The 25,398-nt window shown below is 42.5% G+C and carries 13 protein-coding genes; 6 read left to right on the top strand and 7 right to left on the bottom strand.

Annotation, left to right across the window (positions count from 1 at the left end; genetic code table 11):
* Position 1 precedes the first annotated feature (1 nt).
* The 6 genes from KSX81_RS03945 to KSX81_RS03920 form a co-directional block, all read right to left on the bottom strand.
* Positions 2-3,583: a SusC/RagA family TonB-linked outer membrane protein gene (locus KSX81_RS03945; protein ID WP_004320878.1), complete on the bottom strand. Its 3,582-nt coding sequence runs from the start codon at positions 3,581-3,583 to the stop codon at positions 2-4.
* A gap of 25 nt (positions 3,584-3,608) precedes the next feature.
* Positions 3,609-4,769, bottom strand: coding sequence for a FecR family protein (locus KSX81_RS03940; RefSeq protein WP_004301830.1), 1,161 nt, complete (start codon positions 4,767-4,769; stop codon positions 3,609-3,611).
* A gap of 67 nt (positions 4,770-4,836) precedes the next feature.
* Positions 4,837-5,391: an RNA polymerase sigma factor gene (locus KSX81_RS03935; protein WP_004301831.1), complete on the bottom strand. Its 555-nt coding sequence runs from the start codon at positions 5,389-5,391 to the stop codon at positions 4,837-4,839.
* 34 nt (positions 5,392-5,425) lie between these two features.
* A complete protein-coding gene (locus KSX81_RS03930) occupies positions 5,426-6,127 on the bottom strand; it encodes a Crp/Fnr family transcriptional regulator (protein ID WP_004301832.1) in 702 nt (233 codons plus the stop codon).
* A gap of 116 nt (positions 6,128-6,243) precedes the next feature.
* Complete coding sequence (locus KSX81_RS03925) at positions 6,244-8,433, bottom strand: glutamine synthetase III (RefSeq protein ID WP_004301833.1); 2,190 nt, start codon at positions 8,431-8,433, stop codon at positions 6,244-6,246.
* A gap of 139 nt (positions 8,434-8,572) precedes the next feature.
* Positions 8,573-9,046: a hypothetical protein gene (locus tag KSX81_RS03920; protein ID WP_004301834.1), complete on the bottom strand. Its 474-nt coding sequence runs from the start codon at positions 9,044-9,046 to the stop codon at positions 8,573-8,575.
* Between the two features lie 1,184 nt (positions 9,047-10,230).
* Between KSX81_RS03920 and KSX81_RS03915 the strand changes: the two genes are divergently transcribed.
* From KSX81_RS03915 to KSX81_RS03905, 3 genes are all read left to right on the top strand, one after another.
* A complete protein-coding gene (locus KSX81_RS03915) occupies positions 10,231-11,055 on the top strand; it encodes an Rpn family recombination-promoting nuclease/putative transposase (protein WP_004301837.1) in 825 nt (274 codons plus the stop codon).
* Positions 11,056-11,221: 166 nt separating this feature from the next.
* On the top strand, positions 11,222-13,429 hold the full coding sequence (locus KSX81_RS03910; RefSeq protein WP_004301839.1) for a DUF5686 family protein: 2,208 nt from the start codon (positions 11,222-11,224) through the stop codon (positions 13,427-13,429).
* A 205-nt stretch (positions 13,430-13,634) separates the two neighbouring features.
* Entirely contained in the window at positions 13,635-14,765 is a 1,131-nt protein-coding gene (locus KSX81_RS03905) for a reverse transcriptase family protein (RefSeq protein WP_004301840.1), read from the top strand.
* A 1-nt stretch (position 14,766) separates the two neighbouring features.
* On the opposite strand, the gene KSX81_RS03900 is transcribed toward KSX81_RS03905, so the two are convergent.
* A complete protein-coding gene (locus tag KSX81_RS03900) occupies positions 14,767-20,724 on the bottom strand; it encodes a DUF3320 domain-containing protein (RefSeq protein WP_004301841.1) in 5,958 nt (1,985 codons plus the stop codon).
* 96 nt (positions 20,725-20,820) lie between these two features.
* On the opposite strand from KSX81_RS03900, the gene rpsA reads away from it, so the two are divergent.
* From rpsA to KSX81_RS03885, 3 genes are all read left to right on the top strand, one after another.
* On the top strand, positions 20,821-22,623 hold the full coding sequence (gene rpsA, locus KSX81_RS03895; RefSeq protein WP_004301842.1) for a 30S ribosomal protein S1: 1,803 nt from the start codon (positions 20,821-20,823) through the stop codon (positions 22,621-22,623).
* A 291-nt stretch (positions 22,624-22,914) separates the two neighbouring features.
* Complete coding sequence (locus tag KSX81_RS03890) at positions 22,915-23,853, top strand: ribonuclease Z (protein ID WP_004301843.1); 939 nt, start codon at positions 22,915-22,917, stop codon at positions 23,851-23,853.
* Positions 23,843-25,384, top strand: a complete 1,542-nt coding sequence (locus KSX81_RS03885; protein ID WP_004301844.1) for a L,D-transpeptidase family protein — start codon at positions 23,843-23,845, stop codon at positions 25,382-25,384. The genes KSX81_RS03890 and KSX81_RS03885 overlap by 11 nt, the downstream gene beginning before the upstream one ends.
* The last annotated feature ends 14 nt before the right edge of the window (positions 25,385-25,398 follow it).

Genomic DNA, 25,398 nt, shown 5'->3' with positions numbered 1-25,398 from the left:
TTTAAAATCCGATATTAAGTCCCAGTGAGAAAGATCGTGGCATGATACTGTTTTCTAATTCCGGGTCGAAGCCATTGAAACGTTTGCTGGCTATTACAAATATGTTATCCATATTAAAATTGATAGCTAGGTTTTTTGCATGGATCTTGTCACACCATTCTTTTTTCATTTGCCATGATAATCCGATGTTACGACAACGTAGGAATGAACCACTGACTACCATAGCATCTGATTTCTCCCACATTTCAATAGCTGATTCTGCACTATCTGTATTAGGCAGGGTCCACCCTATTTCTATCGGCCATGTCGGAAGTCCGGGAATATTTGTGTAGACCTCATCTCCGGGCTTTTGCCAACGGTTTAGTAAATCGCGGTTTACATTTTTGGTTGGATCCGGCATCATACTGCCGCTTCCTTGAAAATCACTGTAAGGTGACGGCAAGCGTTTTTTACTACCTAATAAAAGGGAGAAACTGGTATTTAATGACAAAGATTTGTAACGGAAACTAAAACCGAGACCTCCGGTGAAGTACGGCTCTGTTTCTCCGGAATATACCAAGTAAGTAGTCGGATCGATACTTTTGCTCTTTTCTTCATCTGGGACCTCAACGTAGTTGAACATTGGTTTACCATTACTTCCGTCAAGACCAGCAAAAGAGTATGACCAGAATGCACTCAGCGGATAACCTTCTTTTAATATCTGTGTACTACCTCCTCTCAAGTACATTGCTGTGTTTCTGTCAATTTTGGTTTCTCCACCTTTGTTCCAGTTTTTAGAGGCATTCAGGTTGATGTTCAGGCTGAAATCGCGCTTTTGGATAGGCGTGAATGATAATGTGTATTCAATTCCCCGATTGTAAATAATTCCACCGTTACGTTTCATATCATCAATTCCGTATTCGAATGGCAAATCTACGGTGATTACCGCATTGGAACGTCTGGTATAATATTCCAGATTCATATAGAACATACGGAACAGTTCCAGATCCACGCCGAAGTTCCAGTTTCTGGTACGTTCCCAGGAGAGATATGGATTAGGTATCTGGCCGATAGTGGAGAAGTAGCGATTATATCCGGGTTGTACTCCCTGTTGGCTTAAGATTAGTTCAGGACTTTCTCGTGTTAAAGCATTTCCCTGAATACCGAATGTTCCTCTGAAATTAAGTGTAGTGATCCATTTCAAATGTTTTTGAAAGAAAGCCTCTTCTGATGCTCTCCAGGAGAGACCGAATGAATAAGTCGGGTCGATACGATGGTTTATATCCTGCCCGAAAACGTTGGAGGCATCATTTCGTACATTGGCATTGACTACATAGCGATTCTTGAATGAATATGCGAAAGTAGCGAAGAATGAAAGGAAGTTGTTGGTATTGTCTGTTCTTTGCCAGCCTCTACTATAAATATCTCCTAATATTCCCCAGCCTGTTGGAGGATTGTTGGGAGTTATCACTTCACTTGGTATGGTAGGAGCAACAATACGTTCACCTCTGTCCGGCACATATCCCCAAACTTTATTGGCTGTTCCTTTCGCTGTAGATGAACGGAGTTCCATACCCAATAATGCGTTCAATCGGTTATCAGGATTGAATGCTTTACTGAATTGTAACTTGTTCTGAATATTGTAGGAATACTGGTTGTTGTCGTTTGTATACAATATACCTCCGAATGGAAGCTGCGCAGCTTTAAATTCAGCACTGGTGGGAGTAACGGAATTAAAATCGTAGCCGCGATACTCGTTGGCAATATAGTAAGTACGTTCGGTAGCCCAGCTTTCATTCGTACTATTGTTATTCGAATAACCTCCGGTGAATTGGTAGGTTACCCAATCAAGAATACGCCAGTTTACATCTAGTGAGGCGGACATGAAGTTCGAACGTGCTTTTGAACCGCTGTTGTCCCGTTCATTGATAAAATTGTATGAAAGGGTTTGTATCTTACCAGTTTTAGAGTTGTAGCCGTTCCTTTGCATATAATAAGCGTCCGGATCGATGATGCGGTTGGTGTTAGTAGCATAACTCATTGGGTTGACTTCGTTGAAAAAGCCATTTGTGGTAGAAACACTACCGTTTAAAGTCAGATTGATAGTTAGCTTTTCTATAGGGCGTAACATCAGGGCGATACGGCCTGTCATACGTTCGTTGTCGTTGCCGATTTCCTGGCCTTCACTGTTATTATATCCTATGGATGCTGAATAACTGAACTTGTTTGTTCCGCCGGAAACACTAACGTTGTGAGTATGGCTGAACGAACGACGTGTCAGGCGTTTGAACCAGTCTGTATTACGGGTTTCCATATCGTTATAAAGCTTTCTGTATTCGATGTCTGAAATATCATGTTCCTGCAGCATCCGTAATATACCTTCATAGGTGTTAAGATCCTTATAAGGTGTTTCTATATAATTAACCCCTGCATCAAACGCTTCTTGTGAGAAACGGACACGTTCTTGAGAGTTCATGAAGTTGAACATCCCATAATTAGGACGTTGTCCGATGTTAAAGTTGGCGGAGTAGTTTACGGTTAGTCGGTCAGTAGTATTTTTCTTGGTGGTGATTTCGATTACACCGTTAGAGGCTTTCGAACCATAGATGGCAGTGGCGGAAGCATCTTTCAAGATGGTGATATTTTCGATATCGGCGGGATTTAACCACGAAATCTGGTTACCGATAATGTCTTGCAAATTTTTAGTCATCAGGTCGCCACTGTCTAATGTTACCTGAAAATCTTCCTGGATAATGCCGTCTACTACCCACAATGGGTCACGGTTTCCTTGCAACGTACTGGTACCTCGAATCTGAATCTTGGGGGCAGTACCTACACGACTGCTTGTATTGGTTACAACCATACCCGCTACACGTCCTTGTAACATTTGGTCAATAGTAGTAAACGAAGGCATGATGATATCTTTTGCTTTGATGCTGGTAATAGATCCAACGATGTCACGACGTTGAATATTCTGGTATCCGGTTACCACCACCTCATCTATTTCTGTGCTGGTGGAGCTGTTCAGAGTGACATTAATGGTTTTTTTACCCGTATATTTTACCGTTTTCTTTTCCATTCCGATAAAAGAGTACGTAAGAATCAACCCTTCCTGTGCTGGAATATTAAACGTGTACTGCCCGTCCAATCCTGCAATGGCTCCATGTTTAGAACCTCGGATCGTGATAGTAGCGCCGGGCAAGGCCTCACCGTTAGTATCCCGGACCCAACCGCTGATGGTTATCTTTTGGCTTTGTCTTTTCTTTATAACAATTGCGCTACCAGAGATTTCGTAAGTCAGGTTAGTGCCTTCCAGACATTCATCCAGAATTTCAGTAATCGTTTTGTCTTTGGCTCTGATGGTGATATCAGTTACATTAGCGACATCTTCCGTTCCATACATAAAGACAAATTTCGTACGATTCTGCAGATACCAGAGCGCTGCTTCCAGCGTTTCTCCTCTCAAGTCGATGGAGATTCTCTGATTGTCCTGTGCTTGAATCATGAGTGAAGAAAGGGAGAATATCCATAAAAGACAGAACTTCACAAAGTTTCTGCTTGCATAAGATACCACCCATGGCAGGGATTTTACTCGTTTTTTCATAATGCGTTAGTTATATTATGTATTATTACTGTTTGTAGGAAATGTGCAGGATGCCCTCCCGTTGTTTGATATTGACCAGATTTAATTCTGTAATCATGTCGATAATCGGGTTCATGTTGGCGTAGCGGTTAAGGTAAGCTCCGATACGCACCTGTTTGGCTGCTTCGTCTTCAAAAGAATATTGGAATCCATACCATTTGGACAGGTATGACATCACATTCTCAAGAGGGACATTTAAAAAGATAAATGATCCGGATTCCCAAGATGTATACAAATCAGTGTTTACGTTGGCGACGGTATTTGTACCGGTATTTTTATTATATGTATAGTGCTGGTTGGGAACTAATTCGAATTCTTCATTTCCACTGTTGATTCTTACTGTTCCACTGATTAAGGTTGTACTTTCCGTATCTTCATCAGCGTAGGCTCTTACGTTGAACGACGTTCCCGTTACCCGGATAGATGTATGCGATGTTTTTACGATAAACGGATGCTCCTTGTCCGGGGCAACATCAAAATAAGCCTCCCCTTCAATTTGCACAATACGTTCTTTGCTGCTGAAACAAACCGGATAAGTCAGCCGGGTTTCCGCATTGAGATGTACCCTCGTGCCGTCGGAAAGCGTGATAAGACATTCCATCCCCTGCAATGTGCGTAGTGTGTTTTGGATTTCTTTTACTTGCGGTTTGTTGGCGGGAATCTGATAGTTGATCCCTTTAGAATCGATCACAAATGCTCTGACTGCATTCTCAGGAAGATTATTGTCGGAAAGATTGAAAGATTTGCCGTCACTCAAGATCAGTTCCCCACCAAGGGTTCCCGGAGTGATGTCGCTAATCGTTTCTTCGGATATCCAATGATAGATAAAGTAAGAAGCAGGTACTAATAACAATAAGATGAGAGCTGCATATTTCAGACTCTTTTTCCACGAAAAAACAGTACCCGATTGATTGCCTCCTAATAACGGATAGACTTTCTCCCACGCTTTTTGTGAAGAGAAGCTTTTTATTAACCGGCTGTTTTCTTCATACGTTTCCTTATTTAATATCCGGTCGGCTATCTTTTGATGTTCCGGGTTTTCATCCAACCATGCACGATAGTTCTTTTCCTCTTCGGGGGTAGACGAATGAGTGAATAGAGAAGCTAAGATTTTTGCAATTTTAAATTTTTCTTTAAATGAATTCATCGTTTTTTCGATTTGTTATATAAGTAAAACAATCCAATCGAAAAAACGGGGTAATCAAAAAGTTACTTTATTTGCATAAAAATAGTAATAAGGTGTAATTTATGCCTTTGAGACTTTCGCGAAGTTTGCGATAGGCGAATTTCTTTAACGTATGGACAGTGCCTTCTGAAATTTGCAATTTGTCAGCAATCTCATGGTTTTTTAACCCTTTCATAGAATATAAGATGATATTTCGCATTTGGGTAGGCAATTCTTCTACCGCTTTGCGAACCATGTGGAATGTTTCCTGTTCGATAATGGCAGCTTCGAAGCCACTATCGAACTCTTCCTGTCCAGAAAAATAGGGAATATCTAATTGCTCATGTTTTAAGTGATTCAGACATTTATTTCGGGTGACGGTATAAAGGAAGCTTTTTACTTTCAAAATGTCGTCAAAATCTTCTTTCCGTTCCCAATAAGCTAACAATACATCTTGTGCGATGTCTTTGCAAACTTCTTTGTCTTCAATATAGTGGGATGCGAACACGCAAAGAATAGGATAGTAGTCATCAAATAGCTTTTTGAAAGCCTGTTTGTTGCCACGTTTTATGTCTGCAATTATATTTTCTATATGTATGTTCACTATTTAGGGTGGAACGATTGGTGCAGAAACTCTCTTACCCAATCTTGCTTATTTTCTTCAGCTTTTCTTCTTCGATGATTTTGATTTTTCTTCCGTCGATAGTAATCAGTCTTTCCGTAGCGAATTGCGACAAGGTACGGATAGCGTTCGAAGTAGTCATATTGGAAAGATTTGCCAGATCTTCACGTGAAAGATAAATGCTCAACGTAGAACCGTCTTCTTCCAGTCCATAACTTTCTTTCAGGAAGATGAGTGATTCGGCCAAACGTCCGCGAATATGTTTTTGTGTCAGATTAACGGTACGTTCGTCAGAGATACCCAAGTCAATGGAAAGTTGGCGGATAAAGAACATGGCCAAGTCATTATTTTGGGCAACCAGCGTAGTGATGGCACTCATAGGAATCAGGCAAACAACGGAAGGTTCGAAAGCTGCTGCGGCAGTTACAAAATCTTGTTTGGCAAAATAAGCACGATATGCAAAGTATTCGCGTGGTTTAATCATGCGGATAATTTGACTTCTACCCCCCACACCATCTTTGAAGATTTTCACTTTTCCACTGATGAGACACATCAGATGATGTGGCGTTTCTCCTTCACAGTAGATGGTTTCATTCTTTTTGTAGGTTTGTATCGTATAATTATTCATCAGAAACTCCTTTTGCTCATTGTTTAGAGGAGCTAACATATCGGATAATGGTTCCGAAATATCGATGTCTGACATATTCATTTTTACCATGAGTGCTACAAAACTGTGTTATACAGCACAAAAGTAAAAAGAAAAAATGAGAAAATGAACGAATCTATAAAAAGATTGCACAAAAGTGGGAGCTTTCGTGCAATCTTGCAGACATTTTATTTGGTAAACAACAGTTCTCTATATTTAGGCAACGGCCATATTTCGTCATCCACTTCCATCTCCAGGTGGTCGATGTGGTCGCGGATTTGGTCAAGATACGGGCGTACTTTTTCTTCGTATGCGAATGCCCTTTCTTTGTAGTTTTCCATGTGGTTGGCTACTTTTCTTGCTTCGGTCATGTCGCGCACGAGTACTTTGATAGAAGTGACCCGGTGTGAAATCTCACGAATCAGTTCTTTACGGTCGGCACTTAATACTTCATATTCTTCAGCCGGGAATATTTCTTTCAGTCCGCGAAGATTTTCGAGCAAACGGTTCTGATAGGCAACGGCAGTTGGTACGATGTGATTGATGGCGAGGTCGCCCAATACACGGCCTTCGATTTGCACCTTCATGGTGTATTTCTCCAGTTCCACTTCCAGACGGCTGTTCAATTCGGTCTCGTTGAAGATACGTTCGCCGATAAGTACTGATTTGGATTGGTTATCAATATAGTGCATCAGGGCTTCCGGTACGTGGCAGATATTAGTCAGTCCGCGGCGTGCAGCTTCTTGTTTCCATTCTTCGGAATAACCGTCCCCTTCGAAACGAATCGGTTCGGAGGCGATAATTGTTTCTTTCAGCAGGCGGAAGATAGCTTCGTCTTTGCCAACTCCTTCTTCCATCAGCTTTTCTACCGATGCCCGGAATTCGTTCAGCTGGTTTGCCATGGCCGCATTGATTGCAATCATAGAGGCAGCACAGTTGGAAGAAGAACCTGCGGCGCGGAATTCGAAACGGTTTCCGGTGAATGCGAAAGGAGAAGTACGGTTGCGGTCGGTGGTATCCAGTAAAATTTCGGGGATACGTCCGATGCCTAACTTCAGTGTGGTTTTTTCTTCCGGCGTCATTTTCTCATTTCCTACCTGGCGGACAATTTCGTCGAGAGTAGACGAGAGTTGTGAACCCAGAAAGCAAGAGAGGATGGCGGGAGGAGCTTCATTGGCTCCCAAACGATAGCTGTTGCTGGCGCTCATGATGGAGGCACGCAATAAATCCTGGTTTTTATAAACCATCATTAAGGCGTTTACCAGAAATGTGAGGAATAGCATATTGCCTTTCGGATTCTTTCCGGGAGCGAACAGATTGATACCGGTATCTGTGCAGAGTGACCAGTTGTTGTGCTTGCCCGAACCGTTTACTCCGCTATATGGCTTTTCGTGCAGGAGTACATTAAAATGATGCTTCCTGGCGATACGCTTCATCAAATCCATGACGAGCTGGTTGTGATCGTTGGCAAGGTTACAGTTTTCGAAAATAGGGGCCAACTCAAATTGGTTGGGAGCTACTTCGTTATGACGGGTTTTGGCAGGAATACCGAGTTTGTGACACTCGATTTCGAGTTCTTTCATAAATGCAGTGACACGTGGAGGGATAGAGCCGAAATAATGATCCTCCAACTGTTGGTCTTTGGCAGAAGAGTGCCCCATCAGTGTCCGTCCTGTCAGGCAGAGGTCGGGGCGTGCATTATATAAGGAGGAGTCTACAAGGAAATATTCCTGTTCCCATCCTAAATTGGTATATACGCGTGTGATGTTCTTGTCGAATAGCTGACAGACTTCCGTTGCTGCTTTATCTACAGCGGCAAGTGCTTTCAACAATGGAGTTTTGTAATCCAACGCTTCACCTGTATAAGAAATGAAGATAGTGGGGATACAAAGAGTGGTATCTACTACGAATGCCGGTGAAGAAACATCCCAGGCTGTATATCCTCGTGCTTCGAAAGTGTTGCGGATGCCGCCGTTAGGGAAAGAAGAAGCATCCGGCTCTTGCTGGATCAGTAGTTTTCCGGAGAAGCGTTCAATCACTCCGCCATCTTCGCCGAATTCGATAAAGCCGTCATGCTTTTCGGCTGTTCCGTCTGTCAGAGGCTGGAACCAGTGTGTGTAGTGAGTGACGTTGAGTGACTTAGCCCAACTTTTCATACCGTTAGCAATTAAATCTGCTATTTCACGGCTGATAGGCGTACCTTTTTCGATAGCGTCGGTTACAGCTTTGTAAGCTTCTTTGGGAAGATACTCCTGCATCTTCTTGCGGTCGAACACGTGGCTACCATAATAATCAGAGAGTTTGTTGGAAGGGGCAATAACTTCCAGAGGTTTCCGGTTGGAAAGCTCTTGTAAGGCAAAAAAACGCATTTTTGACATAAATGGTCTATTTTTTTATCGGTTGATGGCGCAAAATTATATGTTTTTTCTGAAAGTACCCCTATTTTAGAGGGGGTATTTTGAAAAATAATGTGTTTTTCTAAAAGTACCCCCTCTGTTGATTCTCCAACTTCTATTCTTATTGTTGCTGTTCGTTGATTTCTTTAGCCATCTGTTTAACCAAACTTTCCACTTGGATATAATGGTTGTGATAGTTCTTGAATAACAGTTTGAACACTGGGCTGCTCACAGCCATTTGGGTGAGAAATTGTAGGTGTTTACCCGTAGAGGTGTTCATCTGCATACGTTTTTCTTTGCTCAAGTTGTCTTGTATGGAATAAGCACCGCATGAAATTTGGATTTCTGCAATGCCTTCATCCCAAGGATGGGTGTTGAGGTGAGTCAATGCTGCCAGGATTTTTTTTAGGTTTTTCAGCAGAATGTTTAATAGTTCGAATTCGGTACGGTTTACGGAGCAAGAATCCGGGTCCAGAAGGAAAGCGAATTTAAGGTAGAAATCCTTTAATTCTTCTTTAGGAATAACAAATGAATCTTTGGAAGCCTTTATCATGCCTCCCACCGCTGGTTGAACGGTAACTTGTTTTGTTTCCATAATATAATTATGAATAAGGTGGTAGGCGAAGATTTTCTATAAAATAAGAGCGGTTCCGCCTTTCCCGTTACTCTTCACCAACCAGGCAGTGGGTGCATTAACACTCCACACGGGGGTACGAAACCGCCATATGAAGCATCAGGACAGGCATAAAAATGCCTGCCACGAAACGAGGCAGGTTCCCTGCCTGGTTGATATGAAGAGTATCACAAAGATACGACAATTTTCTTCTTTGTCAAGAATAAAAGGAAAAATTAAAGGTAGGAGTAAGCATCTTTCTTTTTCATTTAGTATATACTAATACCTTATATTAACCGATATTGGAATTTTCTATTTTTTATGCGGAAATACATTAGACTTGTATTTGTTTAGTTTCTATTTGTATGGAAATGAATGAAACAGTGCGAAAATGAGTGAAACTGTATGGATTCGGTCATACACAATAGAAAAAACATCTATCATACTATCATTCATTTTAATAATATTCTAATTATCAAAAGAATAAGTATGATAGATAGCTCTAAAAAAATGTATCTATCATACTTTTATTAGTAAAAAGGGACATCTATCATTCCTATACTGTATCTATTTTAGTGTAGCATTAGGTGAGATAATCCATTTAAAGACATACGAATGCACACTTTATAGGATGATAACCTGTATTTGACAGCTTAATTATCTATGGGGAGCGGCAGTATTTCTATAGTTCACAAGTGTGTGCCGTACAGCCCACGCATGTAAACCATACAGCCTACATATGCGGGCTATGCAGCACACACTTGTGGGCTATAAACTTATCGCCGTTTAAGTGGGATTTTTGAGCTGCGATATTCGGATTTATATGGCTTCATTATGACAAAAACAAGCCGTCTTATGCTTATAGGATATTTATACGGCTATTTTGTAGATGATAGGTAACCCGTTTTTACTGGTAAAAGTATGATAGATACATTTTTTTAAAGCTATCTATCATAGATATTACAGTGATAATTAAAACATTACTAAAATGAATGATAGTATGATAGATAGTTTTTTCATTATGTAATGTTTAGTTCAAGCTCCTATACTATGAATTAGTTCAAATCCATACTGTTATGAATATTGAAGTTTTCTTTTATCCTATCTTTGAGGAAATTCAACAAAAAAACTCTATCTTTGTTTTATAATTGAGACACAACATAATAATGGGAAGATTTATCAATCCCTTTACCGATTTTGGCTTTAAGTTTTTATTCGGCAGAGAGGTAGAAAAGGAGTTGTTAATTGACTTCTTGAATGATTTGCTCGTAGGAGAGCATGTAATTACCGACATTCAGTTCCTTAACAACGAACAGCAGCCGGAAGTAAAAACAGAACGAGGACTTATCTATGATATATATTGCAGAACCAATACAGGGGAGCATATTATCGTAGAAATGCAGAACCGGGAGCAGCCTTACTTTAAAGACCGTGCCCTCTTCTATCTCTCTAGGGCTATAACTCAACAAGCGAGAAAGGGAATTTGGAACTTTCAATTAGATGCTGTGTATGGAGTGTTCTTCATGAACTTCGTGATGGACAAGGATATACCCTCTAAAATCAGAACGGATGTTATCCTTTCTGACAGGGATACAGGTAAGCTTTTCAACAGTAAGTTCCGGCAAATCTTTATTGAATTGCCGAACTTTAATAAAGAAGAGGATGAATGTGAAAATGATTTTGAACGCTGGATTTATATATTAAAGCACATGGATACACTTGATCGAATGCCTTTCAAGGCTCGTAAAGCCGTTTTTGAACGACTAGAAAAGTTGGCCTCCAAAGCGAATATGACCCAAGAGGAAAGAATGCAGTACGAGGAAGAATGGAAAGTTTACAACGATTATTTTAATACGTTGGATTTTGCAGAACAAAAAGGAATGCAAAAGGGTATACGAGAAACAGCCCGTAAATTGAAAGAGCTAGGAGTAGCTGATGATATTATCATAAAATCTACGGGTATTTCGAAAGAAGAAATAGAGAAATTATAATCTTTCTCCTATTATTAATCAACGACTCATGCATTCAAACATGAGTCGTTTTTGTTTATTCTTATATCTATATTAATCCAATGAAGAGGTTCCTGCCCTTGATAACTCTTTTTAGTAGCTTAATTCCATTGCTTTTCGATATTCTTTTTTATATTTGCCTGCGTTAATGAAGGAGATACGACGATTGAGAGATAAAATATTGATAGGATGCATATTGTGTCTGTTCTCTTTTATACCAAAGGGGGCAGCCAATAATTATATAATGAATCCTTATACCCATCAGGAAATCTCCGCCGACTCCATTATAGAACGTGTAATGACTTTTGCACCTTTGTATGAAACGATCGTCAGCGATTATCGTGCGAACCTATATATAAAAGGTAAGATGGACATTCAGAAGAAGAATTTTATTCTTCGTTATGTACCTTCTATGTTTCGTTTGCAAAAGGGGGTTCGCGAATATCTGCTTGAAACATATAGTGATCTTCATTATACGGCTCCCAATATTTACGATCAAAAAGTAAAAGCCTCCCAGGGAACAGTGAGGGGAAACAGGGGATTGCCGGGGTTGCTAGAATACTTTAATGTAAATATCTACTCTTCATCTCTGCTGAACGATGAACGCTTATTATCACCACTGGCTAAAAACGGACAGAAATACTATAAATACCGAATAGACAGCGTGATGGGAGACCCTAATAATCTGGATTATCGAATCCGTTTTATTCCCCGTACCAAGAGCGATCAGTTGGTGGGTGGCTATATGGTGGTCAGCAGTAACGTTTGGAGTGTTCGTGAAATTCGTTTTTCGGGAAGATCGGAGCTGATAACATTTACCTGTTGGATTCAGATGGGAGATGTAGGCAAGAAAAATGAATTCCTGCCGGTGCGTTATGACGTAGAAGCTCTTTTCAAATTTCTCGGAAATAAGGTGGATGGTAATTACACCGCTTCTTTAGATTATAAATCCATCGAACTGAAAGAAAAAAAGGTGCGCAAGAAAGAGAAGAGAAAATATAACCTTTCGGAATCTTTCTCTTTACAGTGTGACACGAACGCTTATAAGACGGACGCCTCTACCTTTGCTATCATGCGGCCGATTCCTTTGAATGAAAGTGAGAAAAAACTATATCATGACTATACGCTTAGACGTGACACGACAACGGTAGAAAAGCCGTCCAAGAGTCAGGCCTTTTGGGGAACGATGGGTGATTTGATGGTAGAAGATTATAAATTCAATTTGTCCAATATCGGAAGTGTGCGATTTTCTCCGTTTATCAATCCGCTCTTATTCAGTTATAGTGGAAGCAATGGTTTGTCTTATCGACAGGATTTTCGTTATAACCGTCTTTTCAGAGGGGATAAGTTACTTCGCATTGTGCCTAAACTCGGATACAACTTTACGCGTAAGGAATTCTACTGGTCATTGAATGCCGATTTTGAATACTGGCCGCAGAAACGGGGATTCTTCCGGTTGAATGTGGGTAACGGTAACCGTATTTATAGTAGTAAAGTGCTGGACGAACTGAAAGCTATGCCGGACAGTATCTTCAATTTCGATTTAATTCATCTCGATTATTTTAAGGACTTGTATTTCAATTTCCGTCATACCGTTGAAGTAGTCAACGGACTGGATATCGGTCTGGGTTTCTCTGCCCATAAAAGAACAGCGGTAGAGCCTTCCCGTTTTGTGATTACCGGTGATTATCCGATGCCGCCCCCGGAATTTATGGATAAATTCAAGAACACTTATATCAGTTTTGCTCCCCGCATCCGGATAGAGTGGACTCCGGGACTCTATTATTATATGAACGGAAAGCGAAAGATTAACCTCCATTCTTTATACCCGACTTTCTCGGTCGATTATGAACGAGGTATTAAAGGAGTGTTCAAGAGTACGGGTGAATATGAAAGAATAGAGTTTGACCTTCAGCATCAAATCCGGTTGGGATTGATGCGTAATATTTATTATCGTTTCGGATTCGGAGCATTCACCAATCAGGATGAGTTGTATTTTGTGGACTTTGCCAATTTCTCCCGCCATAATCTTCCCGTAGGTTGGAATGATGAAATCGGCGGAGTATTTCAGGTGCTTGACTCACGTTGGTATAACTCCTCCCGCCGTTATGTAAGGGGGCATTTCACCTACGAAGCTCCGTTCCTTATTCTCCGGCATCTGATGAAGTATACCCGTTATGTGCAGAATGAACGTATTTATATCAGTGCCCTCTCTATGCCGCACCTTCAACCTTATCTGGAAGTAGGATATGGCATCGGTACGCATATTTTCGACGTAGGAGTTTTTGTGAGTAGCGAAAACTGGAAATTTGGAGGAATAGGCTGTAAGTTCACGTTTGAGTTGTTCAACCGATAGTTTTCTTCGTTCCGGTTGTTTTATCGAAAGATTTTAGTTATCTTTGTATAAGAGAGGATGAGGGCAGAATTTAGCATCAAAGAGGTGTAGTCGCCTCATAAGCACAGGTATTTTCCTAGAAAATAAATTCTAAGGTATAAATACCTAAATTTATTTTAGTAAATAACTCATCCTCTCTTCTCTCTTTTTTATATGCATATACAAAATGGACGGAATTTTAATAACGATCATTGTTATCACCGCTTTCCTTGTTTATAAGATAATTTCTTCAAGCAGGAAACAGGAGGGGTATAAAAGATGGAAAGCAACAAGCAGTGGTAAGGAAGAAAAGACTACTAAGGTAAAATGGGAACACGGAGCCTGGCTTAGGCATGCTTTGGGGGGAACTGTTCCGAGAACGCAGTATGTTCAAAAGTTTGATGAATCGGCTGTTGTTTGGTGCGCCAACTTGTTGGGAGTGGAAACGGCACGGTTGAAGGAAATTCTACGGGATGTTTCCGAACATTACCGGGAGTTCTGGATGAGAAAAAGAAAGGGAGGTTATCGGATGATTTCTGCTCCTGACAAAGAATTACAATCTATTCAAACCACTATTAATTCTCGAATATTATCATCTGTGACAATGATTTATCCGGCGGCAGTAGGTTTCCGGAGCGGTCATTCTGTGGTTGATAATGCCAGTCCCCATCTGGGAAAACGGTATGTCTTGAAAATGGATATTCATGATTTTTTCTTTTCGATACGGAGCCGGAGGGTGAAAAAGACATTTGAGAAGATTGGTTATCCGGAAAATGTGTCTAAGGTATTGGGAGTGTTGTGCTGCTTGTACAGGCACTTGCCGCAGGGAGCGCCTACAAGTCCGGCGTTAAGCAATATCGTGGGGTATGAGATGGATAAGAAATTGGCGGCACTGGCAGCGGAATACGGACTGGCTTATACCCGTTATGCCGATGACCTGACTTTTTCGGGAGATGTGTTTCCCAAAGAACAAATCATTCCCCGGATCAAACAAATCATCCGTGATGAGAAATTCGAACCGAATCATAAGAAGACCCGTTTTATCAATGAGTATGGCAGGAAGATTATTACAGGAGTATCTGTTTCTTCCGGTGCGAAACTGACAATCCCTAAAGCCAGAAAGAGAGAGATCCGGAAGAATGTCTATTTTATCCTGACAAAAGGCTTGGCGGAACATCAGCGCCGGATTGGCTCGAGTGATCCTGTCTATCTGAAACGGCTGATTGGAGAACTTTGTTATTGGCGGTCAATAGAACCGGACAATGCGTATGTATCCGATTCTATTAACCGTTTGAAATGTTTGGAGAAAGGGTATTAATCTAATTGGCAATCGTTACCCGTTCATTTTCTATCTTGGCGTAATGTCTTTTCACTGCTTCGCGAATACCTCTTTGCATGGCAGCGTCTATGTTCGATCCCATACGGGCAAAGCCGAACTGTTGTGCGCATGCTTTTATCAAATCTGCCGCAGGCAGGCTGATGGAGTCGGTCAATAGTTGCCGGATGGCATTGGCTATCTCTTCAGGTGGTATGTCTGTCGCTTCCCGGTCGGAAACCGGGCGATAGATTGAATAGGAAGCGCATTGCTCTTTGTCGTTCCAGCAGAAGACAAGTCCTTCGTATTCTGTGCGATAGATATTCAATGTGTCGAGTGCTGTTTCTATCTGTGCCTCTACCCGTGTTCCCAAGCGGCTGATTCCCCATTCGGACAGGATTTTCTTACAGAGCAGGGATTTACTGATTGGCGCCTCGCTTTCCATAATCTTCCGTATTTGGGAGAGGAGGATAGAGTAACTGTCCGTAAAGAAAAAGTCTTCCGGTGAATAACTGTATGGGGTAATCTTTGCAAACTTGTACTTTTGTTCTATCCGGTTTTGCGTAGAAAGAACGGAAGCAGCTTGCTTTTCAGGGGCAGCAGGCGATGCCTTGAGCACGAATGAAATTTCATTGTTGGTTATCTGTGCCGTCGGTGCAGGTGCTGCCACTTCTGTCGGAGTTGAGTTAATTCCGGCTGTTGTCATAGAGCCGACCTTTGAACTCTTTTTTCGGGCGATAGCCTCTTGGATAGTTGCTATTACTTCGTCCGGCTTTTCCCACCAGTCCATTGTCCATATCCGGTAGATGTCCCATCCGAGTGCTTTCAATACATTATTCTGCACAATTTCCCGGTCACGTGCGGTCTTGGTACGTTTGTAGTTTTTGCCGTCGCAGATAATACCTAACTGATATTTAGAGGTATTTTCGGTGTCGACGATACCTATGTCTATCTTGTATCCGGAGCAACCTATGTCTGTATGCACGGTGTAACCCAATGAGCGCAGTCTGTCGGCAATGATCGTTTCGATGGAGGCTGTTGCTTCCGACAGTTGTCTTGGCACACTGCTGATGGTGCTTCGGGTTCCCTTCTCCGCATATTCGAGGAAACGTTTTAGTCCGGCTACTCCAATAGAAGAAGTCCGGTTCAGGTCGATCATCTCCGACCTTAGGGTGGAATAGATAATCATCTCATACCGGGCACGGGAAACGGCTACATTCAATCTTCTTTCGCCGCCTGCCCGGTTCAGTGGTCCGAAATTCATGCTGACGCGCCCTTCTGCATCCGGGCCATAGCCCACAGAGAAGAGAATAACATCGCGTTCGTCTCCCTGCACATTCTCCAGATTCTTGATAAATAACGGTTCGTCGCATTCCAGCGCAAGAGTTTCCAGTTCGGGGTAAAAGATAAAAAGGTCGGATAATAGGTCTTCTATCAAGGCTTGTTGGACAATGCTGAAAGTGACTACACCGATACTTTTCTTTCTTAATTCCTCGCTTCTCAATCTTCTGGCTATTTCGTCCACCACAGCTTGAGCTTCCGCCCGGTTCTGGCGCGACTTGCCTTTATCATAGTAACCGTTGATGTTGACTATCCTGACTTTCGATTCAATGTTGTCCGGTGAGGGGAAAGTCATCAGTTTGTTATCGTAATATTCGGAGTTGCTGAAAGCGATGAGGCTCTCATGTTTGCTTCGGTAGTGCCATAATAAATATTTGGAAGGGATAGACAGAGCGAGACAGTCGTCAAGGATACTCTCCAAATCTTCCATTTCAATGTTGTCTTCATCAATGGTGTTGACCGAGAAGAAACTGGTAGGAGGCATTTGTTTCGGGTCGCCTACGATAATGACGTTTTTACCCCGTGCAATGGCGCCCACCGCTTCATAAGTAGGCATCTGTGAGGCTTCATCAAAGACAATCAAATCAAATTTATCAGCGTCCGTATCGATGAATTGAGCGACGGAAAGAGGACTCATCAGCATACACGGGCACATGCGCGACAACAAAGTGGGAATTTGGTCGAATAGCTTGCGAATAGATATGCCGCGGGCATTGTTGCGGATATTCTTTTGAAGGATACCCACTTCGGAACTTTGGATGGCTTCGTGAGTGAAAGACGGAATGTTGGAGGCCAACCGGGCAAATAATTCTCTTTGGGTCGTTTCTTCGAATTTGGCGGATATTTGTTTGTATTTAGCAATGATATCATTGAATATCTTACCGTTGAATAATTCCAAAGTCGGCTCTTTGGCAATGATATACCGGATAGCCGCCTGATAGAAACTCTTGCGGAAGCTGTCTGTAAGTTGGCTGGTAGGAATATTCTTTTCTTTATATTCCGTCGCGATAAATCCTATTCCCAGACTATGCAGGGTTTGGTAGGCTTGTAGCCACTGATACCAGTCCTTGAGCTTGTCGAGGTTCTCTTTCCAGGTTCGGGCTTTTGACAAGGCAATCGTTATCCAGTCGGCTGAATCGGTATAAAGTTCTTCGATCGAGATACCCAGCATGCCGGACAATTTCTTTTCGGTGGCTGTGAGTGTATCTGCGAGCTGATACAGTTCATTGAAAGAATGAGCATGGATGTCTCTGAATGTTTGAATTCCTTCTGTGAGTTGTACGGACAAATTCTGCTTGATTTGCGAAACTTTGGCAATGTCTTTTGCGTAGTTCAACAAATGCGAATGAAGGGAAGTCATGTCGTCGATTATCTGCTCAATGGTGTTCCAATCCTCGTTCTTGCCGGGGCGTCCGAATAGGGAGGGAAGTTGCCCGATGTATTTCCGGACGGCTTCTGCTTCTTCCTGATACCGGATAATGCGGTGGAGCAGAGGTTTGATGTCTTCTGTTTCAATCGTTTTTAAAGCATATACGTTGATTGCCTTTCTGATTTTCCGTTGTCCGAAATATCTGGGAAGGAACCATTGATCGGATACCCGGTTCCATTCGGCTAACATCTGCTTTGCGTTGATGGACAGGATTTCTTGGGTGAATCCGGTTTCTATCTCTTTCCTTTGTTCATCCCGTTTCCGTCCGTGAACCACTACTTCCCGGTATTCATTCAGTGTTTCGTTGAGCAATGGCAAAGTCAGCAATCCGGGAGTCAGTTCCGGAATGTCGAGTATTCTCCGGATGATGTGGGAGATTGTCTGGAAATCCTTGCGTGTAGGGTGTATATCCGTATCTTTTAGAAGTATGGAGAATACATCCAGCTTCTGCCGGATGGTGGTCAACAGGTCGATAAATCCGGTGAGCAGTTGGGAGGATCCCTCCTTAACGGCTGATGAATATTCGGTAATCGAGATACCGGTTAATGGATGCTGGTAAGGATGTCCACACGCATTGGCCGTCCGGACTAGCAGCTCGATGGCATCTTCCCATTGGGCAAATGTGTCTTTATCTAATGTATCCAGATAAGCTTGTGGAATATCAAAACAAGATTCGACGTCCACGGATTGATAATGAATAATGGCGTCATATAATGAAACTCCGAACGGGTATTCTTTATGCAGGGCTTCGATATATTGATTCAATTCCGCCCGTAAATTCAGCAGGCGTTCCGCTTCCTTTCTGAATTCTTCGGGAGGTGTCTGCCTGATAATTTCCGTGGTTTCTTTCAGTTGAGAGATAACGGCGGATTTCTTTGTTTTGTTGGAATGAATTTCCAGACAGAACGGAGCCAGCCCGATAGCTGCCAATCTGTTTTGCACAACGGAGAGGGCAGCCATCTTTTCCGCTACAAATAAAACACGTTTTCCTTTGTAAAGCGCGTTGGCGATAATATTGGTAATCGTTTGCGATTTTCCTGTTCCCGGAGGCCCGTGCAGGATGAAAGTCTTGTCGTGTACGGCTTCGTAGATGGCTTCCAGTTGCGAAGAATCGGCGATGATGGGTAATACAATGTCTGCGGGCGACACTTGTTTGTCCATATCCGTTGCATCTATTTCCTCTGTGGCGGCTTCCCATTCTATCTTTCCGTTGATGAGGCTGGACACAATCTTGTTCTGAATCAGTTTGTTGGCATTGTTGTGAATATCATTCCACATGATGAACTTGTTGAAAGAGAAGATGCCCAGAATCGCTTGCTCTTCCACGTCCCATTTACGCTGGTTCTTAATGCTGTTGCGGATAATGGAATAGATCAGCTTGACGTTTACGCCGCTTTCGTCGGTAGGCAACGGGTCCAATCCTGATATGGTGATTCCGAAGTTTTGGCGAAGCATTTCCAATAAGGTGATGTTCATCATTGTTTCTTCTTCCCGGGAACGGATTACGTAACCTTTGGCTGCCGATTTACGGATAATTTCAACCGGTAATAGCAAGATGGGGGCATAGCGGGGACGTTCGCTGGAAGGTGTCTCGTACCATTTCAAAAGTCCGAGAGCCAGATAGAGTGTGTTGGCTCCATTCTCTTCGATAGAAGTACGCGAAGAGCGGTATAAGTGAGTCAGTGCCTTACCTAAATCGTTTTCGGGCAGATAGAAACGTAACCTTTTCTGTGAAAGTTCCGAGTTGATGAAACCAACCATGGGATCAGACTCCGGTATGGAGGAATAAATCCCGAAGTCCATCGCCGGACTTTCCCAATCGGCAGGGCGGTGGAGGATGCGGAATTCTTCTCCGTCGGCCAATGCATCTTCCAGACAGGATAGATTAGCCGGGATGAGTTGGAGCGTGTTTTTGGTAATCCGGATATTCAGCAGGTTGTTGCGCAGGCTTAAATCCAGCAACCGTCTTTCCCATAACAGTTGTTTGGTGATTACGGTCTGGGTTTCATTGCCCGATAAATCATACGGATTGATACTTTGCGGAGTGGCATGAACGGCACTTTTTTGAATGTCGGTCTCCTTTTCTTCTACTTCCCATACCTGTCCATGCAAAATGCGTTGGGGGATGGGGCGGATGCCCGAATGTCTCGCTCTTTTCACATCTATGGCAAGAATGAAACTGTTTCCATCCGTCAACTTTCCGTTCGCTTTCTTCACAGCATCGTCGAAATCGGACGAATGGCCCATGTTCATGCAGGTCGTTTCAACTAAGGTAATGTCGTAGATTCCTTCGGCTGTCCGTTTGGTTAACAGGGAAACATCGTCAATGGTAGGATCCGGAAAAGTCTCCGGCACTAGCCAGGCTCCCGCAAAAGCATGCCCTTGAGTGATGATAATGAGTGCATTCAGACCGATTGCTTCCAGGCAGGAAGCATAGAGCAAGGCCATATCCAGACAGGTTCCCAGTTTTTGTGCCATTACGGAGTCGGCTAGCCGTACACGTTGCCCATATTCCTCGAAGCTGGCGGGGATGGTGCTGTATATAATCTGTTGTTCCGTGATAGCCGTGTAGATGGCGGCCATCTGTTTCCTTACCCGGTCCGGAGTGCGGCTTTGATATTCGTCGAGGGACGGATTATCAGTCCATTGTCCCAGGATGGAAGCGGCTCTCTTAATGATCGGCACAATAGCTGTATGATTGGGGGTGATGAAAGCGGCCAGCATTTCGGGCAATACATTGAGCCCTCCCCATTGGTCGTATGCCAGAATGTCGATAGGGTAGGTTTGGCAGAATACGGATTCTACTTCGGAAGTAATTTCAATTTTCAGATTGCCGGATAAACGTTCGGTCAGCTGTGTGAAATAGTTGGCGGACAAAGTGAGATTGAATGACGACAGGCATATCGATTCATTGGGCGGAATCTGTGCCACAGCTATTGGAGCGGCGTTTCCGAAAGTCGGTTCTGTCGTGATTTGTACCTGAATGTCCTTCAGCGGGGCAGGCGTTGTATTCTCAATAGAAAGCTGATGAATGATTGATGCACCGTTTTGTTGTATCGCAAAATTAATAAGCGGTAAATAGTCGCATTGCACCTTGACTTTGTCCAATCTCTCGTCCATGGCAAAAACTGTATAAATTAAAGATTGCAATATTACAAAAAATACGGATATAATTCTCTTTTCTTCTGCCATTCTTTTGTCAATCAAGAAAATATTCCTACCTTTGCGCCCGATTTATAGATAATATAATGTCTTATTTAATTAAAGTATTAAACAATTTATTTATTAATGGAAAACTTAAAGAACGTAGCTCCTATTGAAGATTTCAACTGGGATGCTTATGAAAATGGCGAAACAGTAACCAACGTTAGCCACGATGAACTGGAAAAAGCTTACGACGGTACGCTTAACAAAGTGAACGACCGTGAGGTTGTTGACGGAACCGTAATCGCAATGAACAAGCGTGAAGTAGTTGTGAACATCGGTTACAAATCAGACGGTATCATCCCATTGAATGAGTTCCGTTACAATCCGGATCTGAAGATCGGTGATACTGTAGAAGTATACATCGAAAATCAGGAAGACAAAAAAGGACAGCTCGTTCTGTCACACAGAAAAGCTCGCGCTACTCGTTCTTGGGATCGCGTTAACGCTGCTCTGGAAAATGAAGAAATTATCAAGGGTTACATCAAGTGCCGCACTAAGGGTGGTATGATCGTAGACGTATTCGGAATCGAAGCATTCTTGCCGGGTTCTCAGATCGACGTTAAACCGATCCGCGACTATGATGTATTCGTTGGCAAAACAATGGAATTCAAAGTGGTTAAAATCAACCAGGAATTCAAAAACGTTGTTGTATCTCACAAGGCTCTTATCGAAGCTGAACTGGAACAACAGAAGAAAGAAATTATCGGTAAACTTGAAAAAGGACAAGTTCTTGAAGGAACTGTTAAAAATATCACCTCTTACGGTGTATTCATCGACCTTGGCGGCGTAGACGGTTTGATCCACATCACTGACCTTTCTTGGGGACGTGTTAGCGATCCGAAAGAAGTGGTTGAACTGGATCAGAAGCTCAACGTTGTTATCCTTGACTTCGATGATGAAAAGAAACGTATCGCTCTTGGCTTGAAACAACTGACTCCGCACCCATGGGATGCTCTTGACACTGACTTGAAGGTTGGTGACAAGGTGAAAGGTAAAGTGGTCGTTATGGCTGACTACGGTGCATTCATCGAAATCGCTCCGGGCGTAGAAGGTTTGATCCATGTTTCAGAAATGTCTTGGAGCCAACACCTGCGTTCTGCACAAGATTTCATGAAGGTAGGCGACGAAGTAGAAGCTGTTGTGCTGACACTTGATCGTGAAGAACGTAAGATGTCTTTGGGTATCAAACAACTGAAACAAGATCCATGGGAAACTATCGAAGAAAAGTATCCTGTAGGTTCTAAGCATACTGCAAAAGTTCGTAACTTCACTAACTTCGGTGTATTCGTAGAAATCGAAGAAGGTGTTGACGGCTTGATCCACATCTCTGACCTTTCTTGGACTAAGAAAGTAAAACACCCATCAGAATTTACTCAGATTGGTGCTGACATCGAAGTTCAGGTATTGGAAATCGACAAAGAAAACCGTCGTTTGAGCCTTGGCCACAAACAACTCGAAGAAAATCCTTGGGATGTATTCGAAACTGTGTTCACTGTAGGTTCTGTACACGAAGGTACAATCATCGAAATGTTGGATAAGGGTGCTGTTGTAGCTCTTCCTTACGGTGTAGAAGGTTTCGCAACTCCGAAACACCTTGTAAAAGAAGACGGTTCACAAGCACAGTTGGATGAGAAACTTGAATTCAAAGTGATCGAGTTCAACAAAGATGCTAAGAGAATCATCCTGTCTCACAGCCGTATCTTCGAAGATGTAGCTAAGGCTGAAGAAAGAGCAGAAAAGAAAGCTGCTTCTGGTGCTAAGAAGTCATCTTCTAGCAACAAGAGAGAAGATTCTCCGATGATCCAGAACCAGGCTGCTTCAACTACGCTGGGCGATATCGACGCTCTTGCTGCATTGAAAGAACAGTTGGAAGGAAAGAAATAATCTGAATAGAATATTTTCCAATGAAAGGCGCTCCCGTTTGGGGGCGCTTTTTTTATTCACCACAGATTTAAGAAATGAAGATAAGAGGGAATTTAATTCAGACATAAGAACAAAAGAATAAAAAATAAAATAGCAGTTCAATAAGCAACAGAAATAATTTTCAAAGCGCTGCCTTTATGTTCTTTTGTTCTTATGTCTAAAAATAAATTATCAAAATCTGTATAACCCTGGGGTGAAATATTTCCTTTTCCTTTGCAAGATTAAATGTGAAATGTCCTATCTTTGCATACCATGGAAAAATTTGAGTTACATATATTGGGATGCGGTTCTGCTTTGCCTACTACGCGACATTTTGCGACCTCTCAAGTCGTAAACTTGCGTGAAAAACTATTTATGATTGATTGTGGCGAGGGAGCACAGATGCAATTACGCCGCTCGCGACTGAAATTTTCCCGATTGAATCATATCTTCATCTCTCATCTACATGGTGACCATTGTTTCGGATTGTTGGGACTGATCTCTACATTCGGATTATTAGGGAGAACTGCTGATTTACATATTCATTCTCCAAGAGGACTGGAAGAGTTGTTTGCGCCGATGCTTGCTTTCTTTTGCAAGACTTTGACTTATAAGGTGTTCTTCCATGAATTCGAAACGAAAGAACCGATGCTCATTTACGATGACCGTTCGGTGACTGTAACCACAATCCCTTTAAAACATCGAATTCCCTGTTGTGGTTTCCTTTTTGAAGAGAAACAGCGTCCTAATCATATCATCAGGGACATGGTAGACTTTTATAAAGTCCCGGTCTATGAACTGAACCGCATCAAGAACGGAGCGGATTTTGTAACTCCCGATGGAGAAGTAATACCTAATTTACGTTTAACCCGCCCTTCGGCTCCGGTGCGTAAATATGCTTATTGTTCCGATACAATCTATCGTCCGTCCCTTGCTGAACAAATTAAAAATGTAGATTTGCTTTTCCATGAGGCCACCTTTGCACAGACCGAACAGGCACGCGCTAAGGAAACTTATCATACCACTGCTGCGCAAGCTGCGCAGCTTGCTTTGGATGCCAATGTGAGACAACTGGTGATCGGACATTTTTCCGCCCGTTATGAAGATGAATCTGTCTTACTTCATGAAGCGTCTGCCATTTTTCCACAAACCATTTTAGCGAAAGAAAATTTGTGTATTGACGTTGATGGAGGGACTGTCTATGAAAAGTAGTCGACTGCTCTGGGGAGTAATCATCCTGCTCTTCGGTTGCCTGGCAGCCTGTAAAAAAGAGAAACCTCAATCTCCGATACCGGATTCTTTGTCTTCCCTCCGGGAACTGTTCCATCCTGCTTATCAAATAAATGCAGACAGCATTCATCAGATGATTCGTATTGGCCTGAACGAGAATCCGGTAACTCCCTGGGATTCGGTTTTGCTGGCACATTATCAGGAAAAGGATGAATTCTTTTGGCTGAACGATTCTCTCATATCCGATAAACCTGCCGTACAGGTGGCAGACTCGATGTTATTCTGGTTAGAAAACATTTCACAACATGGAGTTAATCCGAATCTGTATCCTGTCGATAGCATCCGTGAGGAATTGCAACAGATACGAACCTTGAAGCTGCGCGAAGGGAAGACGATGAACCGCCTGCTGGCAGACGTGGAATATCAGTTGACAGCCGCCTATCTCTCGTATGTGTGTCAATTGAAGTTTGGATTCCTGCCTTCGGCGCGCAGATGGAATGATTCGATCGACCACATTCCTTTGAAACAATGTGATGTGAAATTTGCGATGGCTGCTCTCGACTCTTTGCGTGCAAATCCTAACGCCGCTTTTCGTAGGGCGCAACCCTCTTCTCCGCTTTATCATAAGATGCAGGAAGAACTGGTTCGTGTGAATGGCTGGGGAGTGACAGATACTACGGATTATTATCGCGACCGCCTATTGGTAAACATGGAGCGGGCACGTTGGCAATATGCATTGGATAAAGGACAGAAATATGTGATAGCCAATGTGGCGGCATTTATGTTGCAGGCTGTCAACGAAGAAACAGACTCTATTCTGGAGATGCGTATTTGTGTAGGGACTGTGAAGAATAAAACTCCTCTATTGTCAAGCAGGATTTATTATATGGAACTGAATCCTTACTGGAATGTGCCTCAAAGCATAATTCGGAAAGAGATCATTCCTACTTACCGCAGAGATACGACGTATTTTACCCGTAACCGCATGAAGGTATACGATAAGAATGGACTCCAGGTAGATCCCCACAGTATTAAATGGGCGAAGTATGCAGGAAGTGGCGTACCTTATACGGTGAAGCAGGACAACAAAACAGGGAATTCCTTGGGACGTATCATCTTCCGTTTTCCCAATCCTCATTCCGTATATCTGCATGACACTCCGTCACGGTGGGCTTTTACACGGAATAATCGTGCGGTGAGCCACGGTTGCGTCCGTCTTCAAAAAGCACTCGACTTCGCGTTCTTCCTGTTGAAAGAGCCGGATGAATTGTTGGAAGACCGTATTCGTATTGCAATGGATATCAAGCCGGTGAGTGAAGAGGGAAAGAAGCTGCCCATCAGTGCGGCTTATCGTGAATTGAAACATTATAGTTTGGAACAATATATACCTTTATTTATAGATTATCAGACGGTTTATCTGTCTGCCGATAATAATTTGAGGTATTGTGAGGACATTTATAAATATGATCCGTCCTTACTAGAGGCGATGAATAACCTGAATTTGAAACCATAAATAAACATACAGAT

The organism is Bacteroides sp. MSK.18.37 (genome assembly GCF_019129155.2).
In the GTDB taxonomy this organism is placed as follows: Bacteria; Bacteroidota; Bacteroidia; order Bacteroidales; family Bacteroidaceae; genus Bacteroides; species Bacteroides ovatus.
This window is presented reverse-complemented; position numbering and strand designations above follow the sequence as displayed.

What these genes read in the sequence shown, in the direction of transcription:
- KSX81_RS03910 (WP_004301839.1), top strand. Translation starts at nt 11,222, where the DNA reads ATGAAGGAGATACGACGATTGAGAGATAAAATATTGATAGGATGCATA.
- rpsA (WP_004301842.1), top strand. Translation starts at nt 20,821, where the DNA reads ATGGAAAACTTAAAGAACGTAGCTCCTATTGAAGATTTCAACTGGGAT.
- KSX81_RS03905 (WP_004301840.1), top strand. Translation starts at nt 13,635, where the DNA reads ATGGACGGAATTTTAATAACGATCATTGTTATCACCGCTTTCCTTGTT.
- KSX81_RS03885 (WP_004301844.1), top strand. Translation starts at nt 23,843, where the DNA reads ATGAAAAGTAGTCGACTGCTCTGGGGAGTAATCATCCTGCTCTTCGGT.
- KSX81_RS03900 (WP_004301841.1), bottom strand. Translation starts at nt 20,724, where the DNA reads ATGGCAGAAGAAAAGAGAATTATATCCGTATTTTTTGTAATATTGCAA.
- KSX81_RS03930 (WP_004301832.1), bottom strand. Translation starts at nt 6,127, where the DNA reads ATGGTAAAAATGAATATGTCAGACATCGATATTTCGGAACCATTATCC.
- KSX81_RS03940 (WP_004301830.1), bottom strand. Translation starts at nt 4,769, where the DNA reads ATGAATTCATTTAAAGAAAAATTTAAAATTGCAAAAATCTTAGCTTCT.
- KSX81_RS03920 (WP_004301834.1), bottom strand. Translation starts at nt 9,046, where the DNA reads ATGGAAACAAAACAAGTTACCGTTCAACCAGCGGTGGGAGGCATGATA.
- KSX81_RS03945 (WP_004320878.1), bottom strand. Translation starts at nt 3,583, where the DNA reads ATGAAAAAACGAGTAAAATCCCTGCCATGGGTGGTATCTTATGCAAGC.
- KSX81_RS03915 (WP_004301837.1), top strand. Translation starts at nt 10,231, where the DNA reads ATGGGAAGATTTATCAATCCCTTTACCGATTTTGGCTTTAAGTTTTTA.
- KSX81_RS03925 (WP_004301833.1), bottom strand. Translation starts at nt 8,433, where the DNA reads ATGTCAAAAATGCGTTTTTTTGCCTTACAAGAGCTTTCCAACCGGAAA.
- KSX81_RS03890 (WP_004301843.1), top strand. Translation starts at nt 22,915, where the DNA reads ATGGAAAAATTTGAGTTACATATATTGGGATGCGGTTCTGCTTTGCCT.